Annotated in this window: 19 protein-coding genes; 10 read left to right on the top strand and 9 right to left on the bottom strand. The window is 60.3% G+C overall.

Going from position 1 to position 15,414, the window contains the following annotated elements; all coding sequences use genetic code 11:
* Positions 1-3 precede the first annotated feature (3 nt).
* Positions 4-1,872, top strand: coding sequence for a class I poly(R)-hydroxyalkanoic acid synthase (phaC, locus tag FHT70_RS11210; protein ID WP_246721812.1), 1,869 nt, complete (start codon positions 4-6; stop codon positions 1,870-1,872).
* 208 nt (positions 1,873-2,080) lie between these two features.
* Positions 2,081-3,418, top strand: coding sequence for a DUF2778 domain-containing protein (locus FHT70_RS11205; RefSeq protein WP_183700992.1), 1,338 nt, complete (start codon positions 2,081-2,083; stop codon positions 3,416-3,418).
* Between the two features lie 41 nt (positions 3,419-3,459).
* Here FHT70_RS11205 and FHT70_RS11200 read toward each other — a convergent pair whose 3' ends face one another.
* The gene (locus tag FHT70_RS11200; RefSeq protein WP_183700990.1) at positions 3,460-4,617 is read right to left on the bottom strand and encodes an aminotransferase class I/II-fold pyridoxal phosphate-dependent enzyme; all 1,158 of its coding nucleotides are present in this window, start codon (positions 4,615-4,617) and stop codon (positions 3,460-3,462) included.
* Between the two features lie 203 nt (positions 4,618-4,820).
* On the opposite strand from FHT70_RS11200, the gene FHT70_RS11195 reads away from it, so the two are divergent.
* The 6 genes from FHT70_RS11195 to FHT70_RS11170 all read left to right on the top strand — a co-directional run bounded on the left by FHT70_RS11195 (position 4,821) and on the right by FHT70_RS11170 (position 9,661).
* Positions 4,821-5,579 carry a DsbA family protein gene (locus FHT70_RS11195; protein ID WP_183700988.1) on the top strand — a complete coding sequence of 253 codons (759 nt, stop codon included), beginning with the start codon at positions 4,821-4,823 and terminating at the stop codon, positions 5,577-5,579.
* A 160-nt stretch (positions 5,580-5,739) separates the two neighbouring features.
* Complete coding sequence (gene aroQ / locus FHT70_RS11190; protein WP_183700986.1) at positions 5,740-6,177, top strand: type II 3-dehydroquinate dehydratase; 438 nt, start codon at positions 5,740-5,742, stop codon at positions 6,175-6,177.
* Positions 6,178-6,197: 20 nt separating this feature from the next.
* Positions 6,198-6,677, top strand: a complete 480-nt coding sequence (gene accB, locus FHT70_RS11185) for an acetyl-CoA carboxylase biotin carboxyl carrier protein (protein ID WP_085778016.1) — start codon at positions 6,198-6,200, stop codon at positions 6,675-6,677.
* A 10-nt stretch (positions 6,678-6,687) separates the two neighbouring features.
* A complete protein-coding gene (gene accC / locus FHT70_RS11180; RefSeq protein WP_085778015.1) occupies positions 6,688-8,037 on the top strand; it encodes an acetyl-CoA carboxylase biotin carboxylase subunit in 1,350 nt (449 codons plus the stop codon).
* A 7-nt stretch (positions 8,038-8,044) separates the two neighbouring features.
* A complete protein-coding gene (gene aat, locus FHT70_RS11175) occupies positions 8,045-8,659 on the top strand; it encodes a leucyl/phenylalanyl-tRNA--protein transferase (RefSeq protein ID WP_183700984.1) in 615 nt (204 codons plus the stop codon).
* 75 nt (positions 8,660-8,734) lie between these two features.
* The gene (locus FHT70_RS11170; RefSeq protein WP_183700982.1) at positions 8,735-9,661 is read left to right on the top strand and encodes a DUF2167 domain-containing protein; all 927 of its coding nucleotides are present in this window, start codon (positions 8,735-8,737) and stop codon (positions 9,659-9,661) included.
* A gap of 67 nt (positions 9,662-9,728) precedes the next feature.
* On the opposite strand, the gene FHT70_RS11165 is transcribed toward FHT70_RS11170, so the two are convergent.
* The 5 genes from FHT70_RS11165 to gatB all read right to left on the bottom strand — a co-directional run bounded on the left by FHT70_RS11165 (position 9,729) and on the right by gatB (position 13,272).
* Positions 9,729-10,169, bottom strand: coding sequence for a DUF2155 domain-containing protein (locus FHT70_RS11165; RefSeq protein ID WP_097598622.1), 441 nt, complete (start codon positions 10,167-10,169; stop codon positions 9,729-9,731).
* Positions 10,170-10,283: 114 nt separating this feature from the next.
* Positions 10,284-10,682: an NADH:ubiquinone oxidoreductase subunit NDUFA12 gene (locus FHT70_RS11160; RefSeq protein WP_183700980.1), complete on the bottom strand. Its 399-nt coding sequence runs from the start codon at positions 10,680-10,682 to the stop codon at positions 10,284-10,286.
* Positions 10,683-10,784: 102 nt separating this feature from the next.
* A complete protein-coding gene (locus FHT70_RS11155; protein WP_183700978.1) occupies positions 10,785-11,258 on the bottom strand; it encodes a GNAT family N-acetyltransferase in 474 nt (157 codons plus the stop codon).
* 4 nt (positions 11,259-11,262) lie between these two features.
* Positions 11,263-11,766: a GNAT family N-acetyltransferase gene (locus tag FHT70_RS11150; RefSeq protein WP_183700976.1), complete on the bottom strand. Its 504-nt coding sequence runs from the start codon at positions 11,764-11,766 to the stop codon at positions 11,263-11,265.
* A gap of 3 nt (positions 11,767-11,769) precedes the next feature.
* A complete protein-coding gene (gene gatB, locus FHT70_RS11145) occupies positions 11,770-13,272 on the bottom strand; it encodes an Asp-tRNA(Asn)/Glu-tRNA(Gln) amidotransferase subunit GatB (RefSeq protein ID WP_097598624.1) in 1,503 nt (500 codons plus the stop codon).
* 146 nt (positions 13,273-13,418) lie between these two features.
* Between gatB and FHT70_RS11140 the strand changes: the two genes are divergently transcribed.
* Positions 13,419-13,703, top strand: coding sequence for a DUF1294 domain-containing protein (locus tag FHT70_RS11140; protein ID WP_183700974.1), 285 nt, complete (start codon positions 13,419-13,421; stop codon positions 13,701-13,703).
* A 30-nt stretch (positions 13,704-13,733) separates the two neighbouring features.
* On the opposite strand, the gene FHT70_RS11135 is transcribed toward FHT70_RS11140, so the two are convergent.
* Positions 13,734-14,243, bottom strand: a complete 510-nt coding sequence (locus FHT70_RS11135; RefSeq protein ID WP_097598626.1) for a GNAT family N-acetyltransferase — start codon at positions 14,241-14,243, stop codon at positions 13,734-13,736.
* 309 nt (positions 14,244-14,552) lie between these two features.
* Here FHT70_RS11135 and FHT70_RS11130 point away from each other — a divergent pair, with 309 nt between their 5' ends.
* Positions 14,553-14,810, top strand: a complete 258-nt coding sequence (locus FHT70_RS11130; protein WP_183700972.1) for a YjhX family toxin — start codon at positions 14,553-14,555, stop codon at positions 14,808-14,810.
* Between the two features lie 26 nt (positions 14,811-14,836).
* On the opposite strand, the gene FHT70_RS11125 is transcribed toward FHT70_RS11130, so the two are convergent.
* Positions 14,837-15,004 carry an RHS repeat-associated core domain-containing protein gene (locus tag FHT70_RS11125; RefSeq protein WP_183700970.1) on the bottom strand — a complete coding sequence of 56 codons (168 nt, stop codon included), beginning with the start codon at positions 15,002-15,004 and terminating at the stop codon, positions 14,837-14,839.
* A 232-nt stretch (positions 15,005-15,236) separates the two neighbouring features.
* Positions 15,237-15,398: a hypothetical protein gene (locus tag FHT70_RS11120; protein ID WP_183700968.1), complete on the bottom strand. Its 162-nt coding sequence runs from the start codon at positions 15,396-15,398 to the stop codon at positions 15,237-15,239.
* Positions 15,399-15,414 lie beyond the last annotated feature (16 nt).

Genomic DNA, 15,414 nt, shown 5'->3' with positions numbered 1-15,414 from the left:
GAAATGGTGACCGACAGCAAGCAGGAGAGTGGCGGCCAGAAGAATGGCGACAAGACCGGTTTCGACGCAACCGATCTCGAACCCTATCTGCTGAAGGATCCCGAGACCATGGCGATGAATTTCGCCCGGGCGCTCGAAAATCTCGGCCAGGCCGCCTCGGCTTGGCTTGCGCCGCGCGAACGCGGCGAGATCACCGAAAGCTCCATCGATCCGATGACCGACATGGTCAAGACGCTTTCGAAGGTCAGCGAATATTGGATTTCCGATCCCCGCCGCACCTTCGAGGCGCAGACCCAGCTGATGTCCTCGTTCTTCGGCATCTGGATGCGCTCGATTCAGCGCTTGCAGGGCACGCGTGGGATGCAGGGCGAGTCCCTGCCGCCCGAGCCCGACACCCGCAAGGACAAGCGCTTTTCCGACGAGGATTGGCAGAAAAATCCGTTCTTCGATTTCCTCCGCCAGGTCTATCTCGTCACGAGCGATTGGGTGGACAAGCTGGTGTCGGAGACCGACGGCCTCGACGAGCACACCAAGCACAAGGCCGAATTCTACGTGAAGCAGATCACGGCGGCTCTTTCGCCGAGCAACTTCATCGCTACCAACCCGCAGCTTTACCGCGAGACCATCGCAACCAACGGCGAAAACCTGGTGCGCGGCATGAAGATGCTCGCTGAGGACATCGCTGCCGGAAACGGCGAGCTTCGCCTTCGACAGACCGACATGACGAAATTCGCTGTCGGCCGTGACATGGCGCTGACACCGGGCAAAGTCATCGCCCAGAACGATATCTGCCAGATCATCCAGTACGAAGCCTCGACCGAAACCGTGCTGAAGCGGCCGCTGCTGATCTGCCCGCCCTGGATCAACAAGTTCTATATTCTCGACCTCAATCCTCAGAAATCCTTCATCAAATGGTGCGTAGACCAGGGCCAGACCGTCTTCGTCATATCCTGGGTCAACCCGGATGCGCGTCACGCCGAGAAGGACTGGGGCGCCTATGCCCGGGAAGGCATCGATTTCGCGCTCGAGACGATCGAGAAGGCGACCGGCGAGAAGGACGTCAATGCCGTCGGCTACTGCGTCGGCGGCACGCTGCTGGCCGCGACACTGGCGCTGCACGCCAAGGAGAAGAACCGGCGCATAAAGACCGCGACTCTCTTCACCACTCAGGTCGACTTCACCCATGCCGGCGACCTCAAAGTCTTCGTCGACGAGGAGCAGCTTGCCGCGCTCGAAGAGCATATGAAGGCGGCCGGCTATCTCGACGGCACGAAGATGTCGATGGCCTTCAACATGCTGCGCGCCTCCGAGCTGATCTGGCCTTATTTCGTCAACAGCTACCTCAAGGGTCAGGAGCCCCTGCCCTTCGACCTCTTGTTCTGGAACGCCGATTCGACGCGCATGGCGGCGGCAAACCACGCCTTCTACCTGCGAAACTGCTATCTCCGCAATGCGTTGACGCAGAACGAGATGATCCTCGACGGCAAGCGCGTATCGCTGAAAGATGTGAAGATCCCGATCTATAATCTCGCAACGCGCGAGGACCACATCGCGCCTGCAAAATCGGTCTTCCTCGGCAGCCAGTTCTTCGGCGGCAAGGTCGAATTCGTCGTCACCGGCTCGGGACATATCGCCGGTGTCGTCAACCCGCCCGACAAGAAGAAATATCAATTCTGGACGGGCGGCCCGGCGAAGGGCGACTATGAGACCTGGCTCGAGCGAGCCAGCGAGACGCCGGGATCGTGGTGGCCGCATTGGCAGGCCTGGATCGAGTCGCAGGACAGTAGACGCGTTGCGGCGCGCAAACCCGGCGGCGATGCGCTGAACGCGATCGAAGAAGCACCGGGAAGTTATGTGATGGAACGCACCTGAGACGCCAGCAGGCATCTCTTTTTGAGACATCCCAAGAAACAGCGATATCGCGTAAACAAATTAGAAACCATAATTCGTCATCCTCTCAAAACAGTCGGAAGTCGCAGGCGGCCTAAATTCGGCCCCTTTGCGCCCTTACCGGCCCCGGCGAAGTTTTAGTCAGTCAGTGCCGCCGGCCTGCGTAGCGAGTTTGAAAGACGAGTGTAGTATGGCGTTTGCGGTAGGGACGTTGGATAACGTCGCCCCTCTTGGCGGATCTGCTTTGCGTTCGCACAGATCTCGCGGTTTTCTTTACGGTGCCGTCGGCGCCGGGCTTTTAACCTCAACATGGCTGATCGCGACCTTGGCAACGATGCATTCGGTCGCCGCGCCCTTCTCTCCAGCAGGTAGCCTGGCACAGATCGGCGCCACCCCGAATGTGGCATCGTCAACTCGCCTTGAAAGGTTGATCCATGTCGGCAAGGGTGACCGGCTGACCGCCTTCAACGCGAAGCCGAAGATGCCGCTGACGGCAAGCCTCATCCAGTCTCACGCCGAAAAGACCGCCGCCGCCGCAACTGCATTGGCGGCTCTGGCGAAGAACAATCGGCTGACCGTGACTGCCGAGCAACCGGTCGTCGCCGCAATTTCCGACAGCGCCAAGTTCCGCAAGGATGATGCGATCGCGCCGCCGCCGGTCGAACTCGCCTCAGCAGAGATTGAAGAAGACGACGGCAACCGCATCATCGTTCCGTCGAAGGAGGCCGTCGCAGCGGCCCAACTCCAGGCGATGCTCGCGCTTGCCGATGCCGACCCCCGGCAGATCGCACCCGCCCCGATCGAGCCAGTCGCCTCTTCCGTCAGGACCGCCTCGGTTCCTGCAACCGAATCCGCTCCGGTGCAGGTCGCAGCGGCAGAGGATCAACCCTTCGATCTCGTCCTGTCACCCGATACAGGTTCCGTGCCGTTACCGATGGCGCGTCCGGACGGACTCATCGGCAAACCGGCGCCGACGGCCAAGGGTGCGCAGCGTTCTTCCGGGCCTGCCCTTGCCTATGCCCAGCCAAACTCGCCGATAGAGGACGATGAGGACGATGCCGTGCCGCGCTACGATAAGCCGGTCTTCTCGCCGAAACTGCGGGCAGGTGTCGCGATCTATGATATCGAAAACAGCACCGTCTACTTGCCGAATGGCGAACGGCTGGAGGCTCATTCAGGTCTCGGCAAGATGCGCGACAACCCGCGCTACGTCGACAAGAAGATGCGCGGGCCGACGCCGCCGCATACCTATGTCCTCACGATGCGCGAGGCTCTGTTTCACGGAGTCGAAGCGCTGCGCTTGACACCGGTGGAAGGCTCGGATGCCATCTATGACCGCGTCGGCCTGCTTGCCCACACCTATATGCTCGGCAAGAACGGCGATTCCAATGGCTGCGTTTCCTTCAAGGACTACAAGCGCTTCCTGGCCGCCTACAAACGAGGCGAGATCAAGCAGCTCGTGGTGGTTCCGCGGCTGAACAACAAGCCGGCTTCAACGCTCGCTTCGCTGTTTTCATCTCGAAGCTAATTTAGAGCACGTGGGCAAGCAGCCGCTTGCCCCCCGCAGCCCTACTTCAGCCAGACTGCTATCCGCTGCACCGCCTCGGCGATCTCTCCTTGCGAACCCGCATAGGAGAGACGCAAGGTTCGATGTCCCTCCAGCGGATCGAAATCCAGCCCCGGCGTCGCCGCAACGTTGATTTCTGCAAGCATGCGTTTGGCAAAACCCATGCTGTCATTGGTGAAGCGCGAGACATCGATATAGGCGTAGAAGGCACCGTCCATCGGCGAAGCGGGCGCAAGGCCGATCCTGGGCAGGCGGTCGAGCAGCAGCGCTCGGTTTGCGGCATAGCTCGCCTTGACATGATCAAGCTCTTCGCTTGCGCCAAGTGCGGCCACCGCTGCGATCTGGGAGAGCTCGGGCGGCGAGATATAGAGGCTCTGTGCCACGCGCTCGATCGGCCGCACCAGGCGCTCCGGAAGCACCATCCAACCGATTCGCCAGCCCGTCATGCAGTAATATTTGGAGAAGGAGTTGATGACGATCGCCTCGTCGGTCAGCTCGAGCGCGCTCGCTTCCTCGCCGGCGAAGGTCAGCCCGTGATAGATCTCATCGGAGATGAAGGCGATGGATTGGGCCGCGCAGTAGTCCGCAAGCGCCTTCAACCCGTCACGGCCGGTCACCGTGCCGGTCGGGTTGGCGGGGCTCGCAAGCAGCACGCCTTTGAGCCTGACGCCGCTTTGCTGCTGCGCCGCCTCGAGACTCTCGGGTGTCAGGGTAAAGTGGGTCTCGGCCGTCACCGGCACTTCGAGGACCTTCAGCCCCAGCGCGCCGAGAATGTTGCGATAAGCGGGATAACCCGGTCTCGCGATCGCCACGGCATCGCCGGCATCGAAAAGCGACAGAAAGGCGAGATTGAACCCTGCCGAGGAGCCTGTGGTTATGGCGATGCGCTTGGGATCGATCTCCAGGCCGTGACGGTCACTGTAGTGCCAAGCAAGTGCGGATTTCAGCCGCGCCGTCCCCAGCGCATCCGTATAACCGATCCGGCCTTCGACGAGGGCGGCGTTTGCCGCTTCGAGGGCAGCTCGAGGCGCGGGATGCGAAGGTTGGCCGACCGCCATCGAGATGACGGGATGGCCGGCTGCCCGCCGCTTCGTCGCCTCCGCCAACACGTCCATGGCATGAAAAGGCTCGACTTCGCTGCGTTTCGATATGGAAAACAAGATCGCTTCTCGCTCGGCTTCTTGGCTGTTGGCCAGACAATTGCCGCATTAATCGGCTCATCACAATCCCGAGAGGGCGGCGCAGGGATGAAAATTCCTGTTTGAGCAGAACTCGACGCACCGTACCTTGACGCGACGCGTTCAAGTCCATAACCCGGCGACGGTTTCTCGACCAAGACCACATCGCCGATGACGAGGATATCATGGCCTTCTTCTCAAAAAGCTTCACCGCACTGGCGCTCGCCGCATCGATCGCGCTCCCGTTTCCGGCGGCAGCGCTCGACGATCAGCAGAAGAAGGAGTTCGGCGAATTCATCAAGCAATATCTGATCGAGAACCCGGAGATCATGCTTGATGTCCAGGAGGCGCTGCAGAAGAAGCAGGAAGCCGCGCGGCTGGTGAAAGCCAATATGGCAATCGAGGAGAACACCGCGAACATCTTCAATTCGAAGGATGACGTCGCGCTCGGCAATCCCAAGGGCGATGTGACGGTCGTCGAATTCTTCGATTATAATTGCACCTACTGCCGTCACGCGCTTCCCGACATGCAGGCGATGTTGAAGAAGGACACGAACGTTCGCTTCGTGCTCAAGGAATTCCCGATCCTCGGGCCGGATTCGGTTGCTGCCCACAAAGTGGCCGACGCCTTCCGCAGGCTGGCGCCTGCGAAATATGCCGACTTTCATGTCGCCCTTCTCAGCAGCGAAGGCCGCGCCTCGGAAGACAGTGCGATCGCCGTCGCAGGCTCTCTCGGCGTCAGCGAGGACAAGATTCGCGCCGAGATGGCTAAGAACCCGAATGACGGGATCGTTCAGGCGACCTATCAGCTTGCCTCCAGCCTCGGCATCAGCGGCACCCCCTCTTACGTAATCGGCAACGAGCTGGTCCCGGGCGCAGTCGGGCTCGACGATCTCGAAGCCAAGGTCAAGAACATGCGCAGCTGCGGCAAGACCGCCTGCTGAGGAAGCGGGCAGCCGACCGGCCGCTCATCAAATCGCCAGAATCGAAGCGTTTCAGCCATGTGGACAAATGTGGCGCGATTCCTGCCGGCCAACCCGTAAGGGCTTTCATTCAGCCCTCGCGGAGTCTATAGGTTGCCGTCGTGCATTTACGGAACATTCGATGACGCAAACGATTTTTGTCCTGAACGGCCCAAACCTGAACATGCTGGGCAAACGAGAGCCCGGCATTTATGGCGGCAAGACGCTCAAGGACATCGAGGCAGACTGCAAGGCAGCCGGGCGCGAACTCGGCTTTGATATCGATTTCCGTCAGAGCAACCACGAAGGCACGCTTGTGGACTGGATCCACGAGGCCGACGAAAAGGCCGCCGGCGTCGCCATCAATGCAGGCGCCTACACGCATACGTCAGTCGCGCTGCACGACGCGATCCGCGCTATTTCGATTCCCGTCGTCGAGCTCCACATATCCAACGTCCATACGCGGGAAGAATTCCGCCACGAGTCGATGATCGCACCGGCATGCAAGGGCGTGATCTGCGGCTTCGGGCCTCACAGTTACATCCTGGCGCTGCAAGCGCTGAAGAATATCACGGCATAAGAAGAAGACAGGGCAACACCATGGCTGAAAAGAAATCGGGTATCGATCAGGCACTGATCCGCGATCTCGCCAACATCCTCAACGAGACGGATCTGACGGAGATCGAGGTCGAGCAGGACGACTTGCGCATCCGCGTTTCGCGCGGCGGCACGCCGCAATACGTCCAGGCACCGATCGCTGCACCGGCCTTTGCCGCTGCTCCGGCAGCAGCCGCCGCTCCGGCAGCCGCCGCTGCCGCGCCTGCCGCAGCCCCCGGCCGCAACCCGGCGAATGTCGTCAATGCGCCGATGGTCGGCACCGTCTATATGGCGCCGGCTCCGGGCGCACGTCCGTTCATCGAAATCGGCGCCACCGTCAAGGAAGGCCAGACGCTCATCATCATCGAAGCGATGAAGACGATGAACCAGATTCCTTCGCCGAAGTCGGGCAAGGTGACCGAGATCCTCGTCGACGACGGACATCCCGTCGAATACGGCCAAGCTCTCGTCGTCATCGAATAGGCCCAAGCCCATGATTTCGAAAATTCTCATCGCCAATCGCGGGGAAATCGCCCTTCGCGTGCTTCGGGCCTGCAAGGAGCTCGGCATTGCTTGCGTCGTGGTGCATTCCACCGCCGACGCCGATGCCATGCATGTGCGCCTTGCCGACGAAAGCGTTTGCATCGGTCCGCCCTCCTCGCGCGAGAGCTACCTCAACATCCATCAGATCGTCGCCGCCTGCGAGATCACCGGCGCCGATGCCGTGCACCCGGGTTACGGCTTTCTGTCGGAGAACGCCAAGTTTGCCGATATCCTGGAAGCGCACGGCATCACCTTCATCGGGCCGACGGCGGATCACATCCGTATCATGGGCGACAAGATCACCGCCAAGACGACGGCGCTGGAACTCGGCATTCCCGTCGTTCCCGGCTCGGACGGCGAAGTGAAGACCGAAGAGGATGCGCTGCGGACGGCCGCCGAAATCGGCTATCCCGTGCTGATCAAGGCAACGGCCGGCGGCGGCGGGCGCGGCATGAAGGTCGCCAAGAGCGAGGCCGATCTGATCGAGGCCTGGTCGACGGCGCGTACCGAAGCGGCAGCCGCCTTCGGCAACGATGCCGTCTACATGGAAAAGTATCTCGGCAAGCCGCGCCACATCGAAATCCAGGTGTTCGGTGACGGTGAAGGCAATGCCATTCATCTCGGCGAACGCGACTGCTCGCTGCAGCGCCGCCACCAGAAGGTCTGGGAAGAAGCCAATTCGCCTGCACTCAATGTCGAGCAGCGCATGAAGATCGGCCAGATCTGCGCCGATGCCATGAAGAAGCTGAAATATCGCGGCGCCGGCACGATCGAATTCCTCTACGAGAACGGCGAATTCTATTTCATCGAAATGAACACCCGTTTGCAGGTGGAGCATCCGATCACGGAAGCGATCACCGGCATCGACCTGGTGCATGAGCAGATCCGCGTCGCCTCCGGCGGCGGCCTGTCTGTGACGCAGGACGAGGTGCATTTCTCCGGCCATGCCATCGAATGCCGGATCAATGCCGAGGATGCGCGCACCTTCGTGCCCTCCCCCGGCACGATCACGCATTTCCATGCGCCGGGCGGCCTTGGCGTGCGCATCGACTCCGGCGCCTACCAAGGTTACAAGATCCCGCCCTATTACGACAGCCTCATCGGCAAGCTGATCGTGCACGGCCGCACGCGCGTCGAATGCATGATGCGCCTGCGCCGCGCGCTCGACGAATTCGTCGTCGACGGCATCAAGACGACGCTGCCGTTGTTCCAGGATCTCGTCTCCAACCAGGATATCGCCAACGGCGACTACGATATCCACTGGCTGGAACATTACCTCGCCAACACGCCAGCGGCATAGGACAGGAATGGCAGGATCGCGCAGGAAGTCACCAGGCATAACCCCTGACATCCTCCTGCGCGCCTATTCCATCGGCCTCTTTCCGATGGCCGAGTCTGCCGACGACCCGGAGATCTTCTGGGTCGAACCGGAATTGCGCGGCGTTCTGCCGCTCGGTAATTTCCACATATCGAAAAGCCTCGCCAAAACGGTGCGCAGGAAACCCTTCGAAATCCGCTTCGATCACGATTTCGACCAGGTGATCGCGGCTTGCGCGGAGGAAACATCGGGACGCCCGAGCACCTGGATCAACCAGACGATCCGGTCGCTTTATTCCACGCTGTTCGAAATTGGTCATGCCCATACCGTTGAAGCCTGGGAAGGCGATCAACTGGTCGGCGGCCTCTACGGCGTCTCGCTGGGTTCGGCCTTTTTCGGCGAAAGCATGTTTTCACGCCGGACGGACGCCTCGAAAATCTGCCTTGTACACCTGGTCGACCGACTGAGGGAAAAGGGTTTCACTCTGCTCGACACGCAATTCACCACCGAACATCTGAAAACGTTCGGAGCGATCGACGTGCCGAAGGCCGAATATGCGCTGTTGCTCGCCAGCGCGATGGAATCGCCACACCTGGAGTTTTAAGCGTGATCGTTTCATCCCAGCGTTGATTTTCGAGCCGATTCGAATAGGTTCGGCCATAAAACGGGGGATAGAATTTTGAAACGATATTATGCGGCCACACTCCTTTTTGCCTTGTTTGCGGGTCAGGCCGAAGCACGCCCGTACCAGGAGATATTTCCTGGCAGGGCTTTTTCGGATGCAGAAAAACCACTGCTGCAAAAGCTCGATTTTCAGCAGGGTGCGATCAAGCTGCCCGCTGCAAAGGCGACGCTGAACATGCCCGAAGGCTTCTACTATCTCAATTCCGCAGACACGAAGAAGGTGCTGGTCGATATCTGGGGAAATCCGCCGCAGGCGGCGGAGGGAACGATGGGAATGATCTTCCCGGCGAAATACGCGCCGACCGATATCGGGGCCTGGGGTTCCATCGTCGAATACAGCGCCGACGGTTATGTCTCAGACGCCGACGCCGCCACGACCGATTACGATGAATTGCTGCAGAACATCAAGGATTCGATCAGGGAAAATAACGTCGAGCGCGAAAAGCAGGGTTTTAAAAAGATTACGCTTGTCGGCTGGGCCTCGACGCCGCATTACGACAAATCTGCGCATGCGATGCATTGGGCGCGCGATTTGCTGTTCGGCGATGATGCGCAAGCCCCGCATACCCTTAACTATTCGGTACGCGTTCTTGGTCGCCAGGGCGTATTCGAGTTCGATTTCGTTGCCGGCCTGAATCAGTTGAAGGAGATCGAGCAGGTCATTCCGACCGTCACGACGCTAGTGCAGTTCGACAAGGGAATGGCCTATACCGACTTCGTCGAAGGCGACAAGATCGCAGCCTACGGAATGGCCGGGATGATCGCTGCGGGTGCTGGCGCCAAGATCGCCGCAAAGGTAGGACTACTGGCGCTTGCCGCCGCCTTCCTCAAAAAGGCCGGCATCCTTATTGTCGTCGTGCTTGGCGGTGCGCTTCGGTTTGCCAAAGGTCTTTTCACGCGAAACAAGACACCCACGGCATAGGCTGCCTAACCAGTGGACGGCGCCGAAATTGTGAAGCTTTTTCGGCGTCTGTCCCAGCTGATATCAATCAGCGGGCCGGCGCCTTGGCGCTGTCAGGTGCCGGGACGTCTGAGCTTGTCTTGCAGTCTTTCAGCCAGACGTCATAGATCGGGTGCTCTACGGCGTTGAGGCCGGGACTGTCGGCGAACATCCAGCCGGTGAAGATGCGGCGAATCTTGCGGTCCAGGGTAATTTCGTCGACCTCGACGAAACCGTCGATCTTTTGCGCTTCAGCCTGGTCGCGCGAATAGCAGGCTTTAGGCGTCACCTGTAGCGCGCCGAACTGTACCGTCTCATTGACATAGACATCGAACGTCGTGATGCGGCCGGTGATCTTGTCGAGGCCGGAGAAGACGGCAACCGGATTGTCGATGCGTGCGGCATGCGCCGCACCCGGTGGAAGCAGAGCCGAGAGCGCCAGCAGCGATCCGGCGCCACGCAGGACCATGTTCCGCGTGAAGAGCTTCATATGCACCCGTCTCCAGACATTTTCGGTTCACGGCCGCGATCCAGCGCGGCCAACCTGCGGGTAAAGGTCAATTGTGGCCAAAAGCCGGGCTTGCGATCGCCCGGTCGAGCCGTCTCAGTTGCCGGGCGTCCAGGCGTCGTAATCGCCGGTGACGCGTGGCCGCTCGCCGGGAACCGCGAGCGAGCCCGGCGGACGGTAAGCCTGCGGCGAACCGGTGAGGTTCGGACGATGCGCCTTCTGCCATTCCTTGGCGACATAGTCTTCCTTGGACGGCGGAACATCGGTGCGATGATGCATCCAACCATGCCAGCCCGGCGGAATAGCGGAGGCTTCGGCATAGCCTTTGTAGATCACCCAGCGCTTCGGCAGGCCGTAGGAAGACATGCCGCCTTCATAATAGACGTTGCCGAATTCATCCTCGCCGACGCGCTTGCCAAAACGCCAGGTCGCAAAACGCGTGCCTATCGTCTGACTGTTCCACCAGGTGAAGATTTGAACCAGAAGATTCCGCATGTCTTTTCCTTGTGCCCGCCTGTGCGGGCCAAACCAGAATTTAGCTCCCCGCTTATGCCGTCGCCAAGCCGAATTGTCCAGCGATTCCACGAGAGGCAGGGGTCATTTCAAGGCCATCTTGAAGCCGATATGCGAAGGCTTGAAGCCAAGCCTTTCATAGAAACGATGGGCATCCTTGCGTATGGCGTTCGAGGTCAGCTGTACCAGCCGCACGCCGCGGCTTTTTGCCTCGGCAACGGCGAATTCGATCATTCCAGTGCCGATGCCCTGCCCGCGCATGTCGGCCCGCGTCTGCACCGCCTCGATGATCATCGTCGAAGAACCGCGGCCCGTCAGCGAGGTCGTGAGCATCGTCTGGAACGTACCGACGATTTCGCGGCCGCGCTCTGGGACATAAAGCGTCTGGTCGGGCGAAGCCTCGATGACCGCGTAGGCCCTGGCATAATCGGCAAAAGCCTCGGCATCCGTCGTATCGCCGTGACCGCCGAGAGCATCGGCGGCAAACAGCGCCACAAGCGCCGGCAGATCGTCGCTGCGCGCTTCGCGAATGAGAATATCGGGCAATTCGACCGCCACGGTCTCAATGCCCTTCGATCGGTTTTTCGAAAATCAGCGAGGGAATGCCGGATTGTCCGGGCGCGCTGTTCTCGTTGCGGCCGGCTTCGGTGAAACCATGCGCCTTGTAGAAGGCGATCGCCGCCGCATTCTGCGGCTCGACTTCCAGACGCATGATCTCGGCATCCGGAAAGCAGGATTCGAGCTCGGCGAAGATATCGCGGCCGATGCCCTGGCGCTTCAGCGACGGGCTGACGTAGAGGAGATGCAGCATGACCGTCTTCGTCAGCGCCTGCGACATCGCTGCATAACCCACGCCGCCGATGTTGCTGCCATTATCGGCGACGAGGAACTCGGCATCCCTGCGCACCAGCCGCGCCTTGAGCGCTGCCGGCGTAAAGAGATGGGTGACCAGATCGTCCACCATTGTTTTGCCGTGGAGCTCGTCATAGGTGGCGTGAAAGCTCTCCACCAGAAGAGCGCGCACCTTCTTGAGGTCGCGCTCGCCGGCGGTGCGGACGAAATACACCGCTTATTCCTCGATTCCGAGCTTCGCCTTGACGAGCGCCTGGACCGCCTGCGGATTGGCCTTGCCGCCGGTCGCTTTCATCACCTGGCCGACGAACCATGCCGCCATGGTCGGCTTCGCCTTGACCTTTTCCACCTGTTCGGGATTGGCGGCGATGATCTCGTCCACGGCCTTTTCGATGGCGCCGGTATCCGTCACCTGCTTCATGCCGCGCGATTCGACAATCTCGGCGGGATCGCCGCCTTCGGTCAGCACGATCTCGAAGAGATCCTTGGCGATCTTGCCGGAGATGGTCCCAGCCTTGATGAGGTCGATGATGGCGCCGAGCTGGGCCGGCGACACCGGCGTCTGTTCGATGTCCTTGCCGGTGCGGTTCAGCGCGCCGAGCAGGTCGTTGATCACCCAGTTGGCCGCCGTCTTGCCGTCGCGGCCTGCGGCCACCGCCTCGAAATAATCGGCGATCGCCTTTTCGGAGACGAGCACGGAGGCGTCGTAGACCGAAAGGCCAAGTTCACGCACGAAGCGCTCCTTCTTGTCGTCGGGCAGTTCCGGCAGATCGGCTTCGAGCGCCTTGATGAAGGCGTCGTCGAATTCGAGCGGCAGCAGATCCGGATCGGGGAAGTAGCGATAATCATGTGCGTCTTCCTTGGAGCGCATGGAGCGCGTCTCGCCCTTGTTCGGATCAAAGAGGCGTGTCTCCTGATCGATCGTGCCACCGTCTTCCAGAATGCCGATCTGGCGGCGCGCTTCGTATTCGATCGCCTGGCCGATGAAACGGATCGAGTTGACGTTCTTGATTTCGCAGCGCGTGCCGAAGGGCTCGCCCGGACGGCGGACGGAGACGTTGACGTCGGCGCGCATCGAGCCTTCATCCATGTTGCCGTCGCAGGTGCCGAGATAACGCACGATCGAACGCAACTTGGTCATATAGGCTTTGGCTTCGTCGGACGAGCGCATATCGGGCTTGGAGACGATCTCCATCAGCGCCACGCCGGACCGGTTCAGATCGACATAGGACATGGTCGCGTGCTGGTCGTGCATCGACTTGCCGGCATCCTGCTCCAGGTGCAGGCGCTCGATGCCGATCTCGATATCCTCGAACTGGCCCTGGCGATCCGGCCCGAGCGAAATGACGATCTTGCCCTCGCCGACGATCGGATCCTTGTACTGCGAGATCTGATAGCCCTGCGGCAGGTCGGGGTAGAAATAGTTCTTGCGGTCGAAGACCGAACGCTTGTTGATCTCAGCTTTGAGGCCGAGACCGGTGCGCACGGCCTGCTTGACGCATTCCTCGTTGATGACGGGCAGCATGCCGGGCATGGCGGCATCGACCAGCGAAACGTTCGAATTCTGCGGCTTGCCGAATTCCGTCGAGGCGCCGGAGAAGAGCTTCGAATTGGACAGCACCTGGGCATGGACTTCCATGCCGACGATGACTTCCCAGTCGCCGGTGGCGCCGGGAATGAAGCGTTTCGGATCGGGCGTGCGGACGTCGACAATGGTCATCTGAGGCTCTTTGCAGGCTGTTCTTTTCCACTGGTGAGGTAAAGGAAATGGCATTCCGGTGCAAGGCTTTCCCCATCGCGCACCGCGGTTTGACGCAGGGCGGCGACATTTGCCGCGGGTTAACCGAGGGATGGCAGTGTAGCCGCATGACGATGACCGACATAACAAAAATGGCCGCACTGTTTCTGGCGCTGAACCTCATCGTCTTTACGATCTATTTCCTCGACAAGCAGGCGGCGCGCAAAGGCGGGTGGCGCATCAGCGAGCGCACGCTTCTGACTCTTGCGCTGATCGGCGGCAGCCTCGGTGCGGTGGCGGCACAGCAGATCCTGCGCCACAAGACGAGAAAGGAGCCGTTCCGGTCGATCCTGGCGGCGATCCTGATCCTTCACGGCGCCTTGGTCATGATGCTGGCCTTCGCGCCGCTATAGGCCCCTCACCTTCATCTGGATTTTTAAACGTCAGAATTCCTGCCCATAGCCGCCTTGGCTGTCCGAAACCAGCGGCTTCGTCAGCCCGACAGAGGGCACGTCGCGGTCAAGCTTCGGATTATAGGCGACCGACAGCCAGTGGACGCCATAACCATGCTTCCGAAAAAAGCCGATTGCCTCGCTATTGCCGGAATGGGTCTGCACCGCCGCCGTCTCAAAGCCTCGGCCGGCGATATCCTTCTCGATGCGTTCGAGAAGGGCTGAGCCGAGTCCCTGCCGGGTGAAGACGGGATCGATCCAGAAATCCGAGATGGTTTCGTCCAATCCCTCGCGTGCAGCCCAGCCTGCGACCTGGCCGTTCTGCTCGATGACGGTGATTGTCAGCCAGTCGTTCTCCACGAAGTTGCGAAAGGCGTTGCGCGCCGCGTCGATCATCGCATCCGATTCGCCAATCGACGCCATCGCCTTTTGCCAGGCCCTGAGCCCGATCTCGCTCAACAGTTCCGCTTCCCCGTCGCGGGCATTGCGAATGTGGATCAACGACACCTCCGCGTTACCCCTCCAACTAGAGCACTGAGTCGCGGAATTTACCAGTAGCTGCAAAGGGAGGATCAACCGAAACCAAGGTTTTCGACCGGTTTCATCGACAAGGCTGCTCTTGACCGCTTTTTCCGGGCTGAATATTAGATCTTATCGAGGTGTTTTATGTTGAGCCTGCCTGAGACCCGGTAAAGGCCCTGCCCGCAAGTTGTCTTGCGCGCATGGGCCCGAAAAAACGAAGCCCTGACGTTCGAATGAGCGCCAGATCGTTTTTGTGCGCCCCTAAGGCGCGATACCGGATCTCACAACATGGACATTTCCCGCACGGAGCAGCGCATCCTGCATCTCATGGCCCAAGGCGGCCGCATCGAAATTACCCGCAACGACTACAGAAAGATCGAAAACGTCAGTTGTTTCACCCGCGACGGCTGGCTCTATCCCGGCGTCGACCTCGACCTTTTCCGCAGGCTAAAGCGGCTGAAGGCGATCAAGTCTTCAGGCGGGCAGCCCTACCGGATTTCCGAACGAGGATTGAGGCTGGTGAGGTCGCAGTTGGACAATAGATAGAACGGGCGACCAACCCGGATCGCGCCTCAGACCGGCGCGGTCGGGGGCGGGCCCGGATCCCAGTCATCCGGCGAGATGAACCGTCCGAACGCCGGATCGTATCTGGCATTGAGATAAATCAGCCCGGTTTCCGGATCGAAGCGTTTGCCGATATAGCTTCTCGGTTTGGAAGCTGGCGTTGGTGGCTTCGCCATAGGCGGCATAGCCGGTCTGCTCGACACGGTAGCCGCTTTCGAGCCGGCGGTTGACAACAATCTTGGCGTCAGCATGCGGATAAAGCGTGGAGCTATCCGCGCCCGGGGTGGCGTCGGGATAAAGTCGCGAAGTCCCAACTCTTCTTCACCCGGGCGTTGTCAGGGCCATAGGCGAGCGTCACGGTGGCGCCGTTCTGGACGACGCTCGACAGACGGTTGGCGCCATCCCCGGTCAGCGTGCCGGCACCGTCAGACAGCAATTGTCGGTCAGCGAATAGCTATAGGTCTCGTCAAGCGTATTGTCGCCGGCATTGTCGGCGCTGATCAACCGGCTGAGATCGTCATAGCCGCAGGTCCAGTTGCCGCCTGACGTCCACTGATAGAATTCTCTCAACTCAAGCCCTTCGGAG

Source organism: Rhizobium sp. BK049, from assembly GCF_014193135.1.
Classification (GTDB): Bacteria; Pseudomonadota; Alphaproteobacteria; order Rhizobiales; family Rhizobiaceae; genus Rhizobium.
This window is presented reverse-complemented; position numbering and strand designations above follow the sequence as displayed.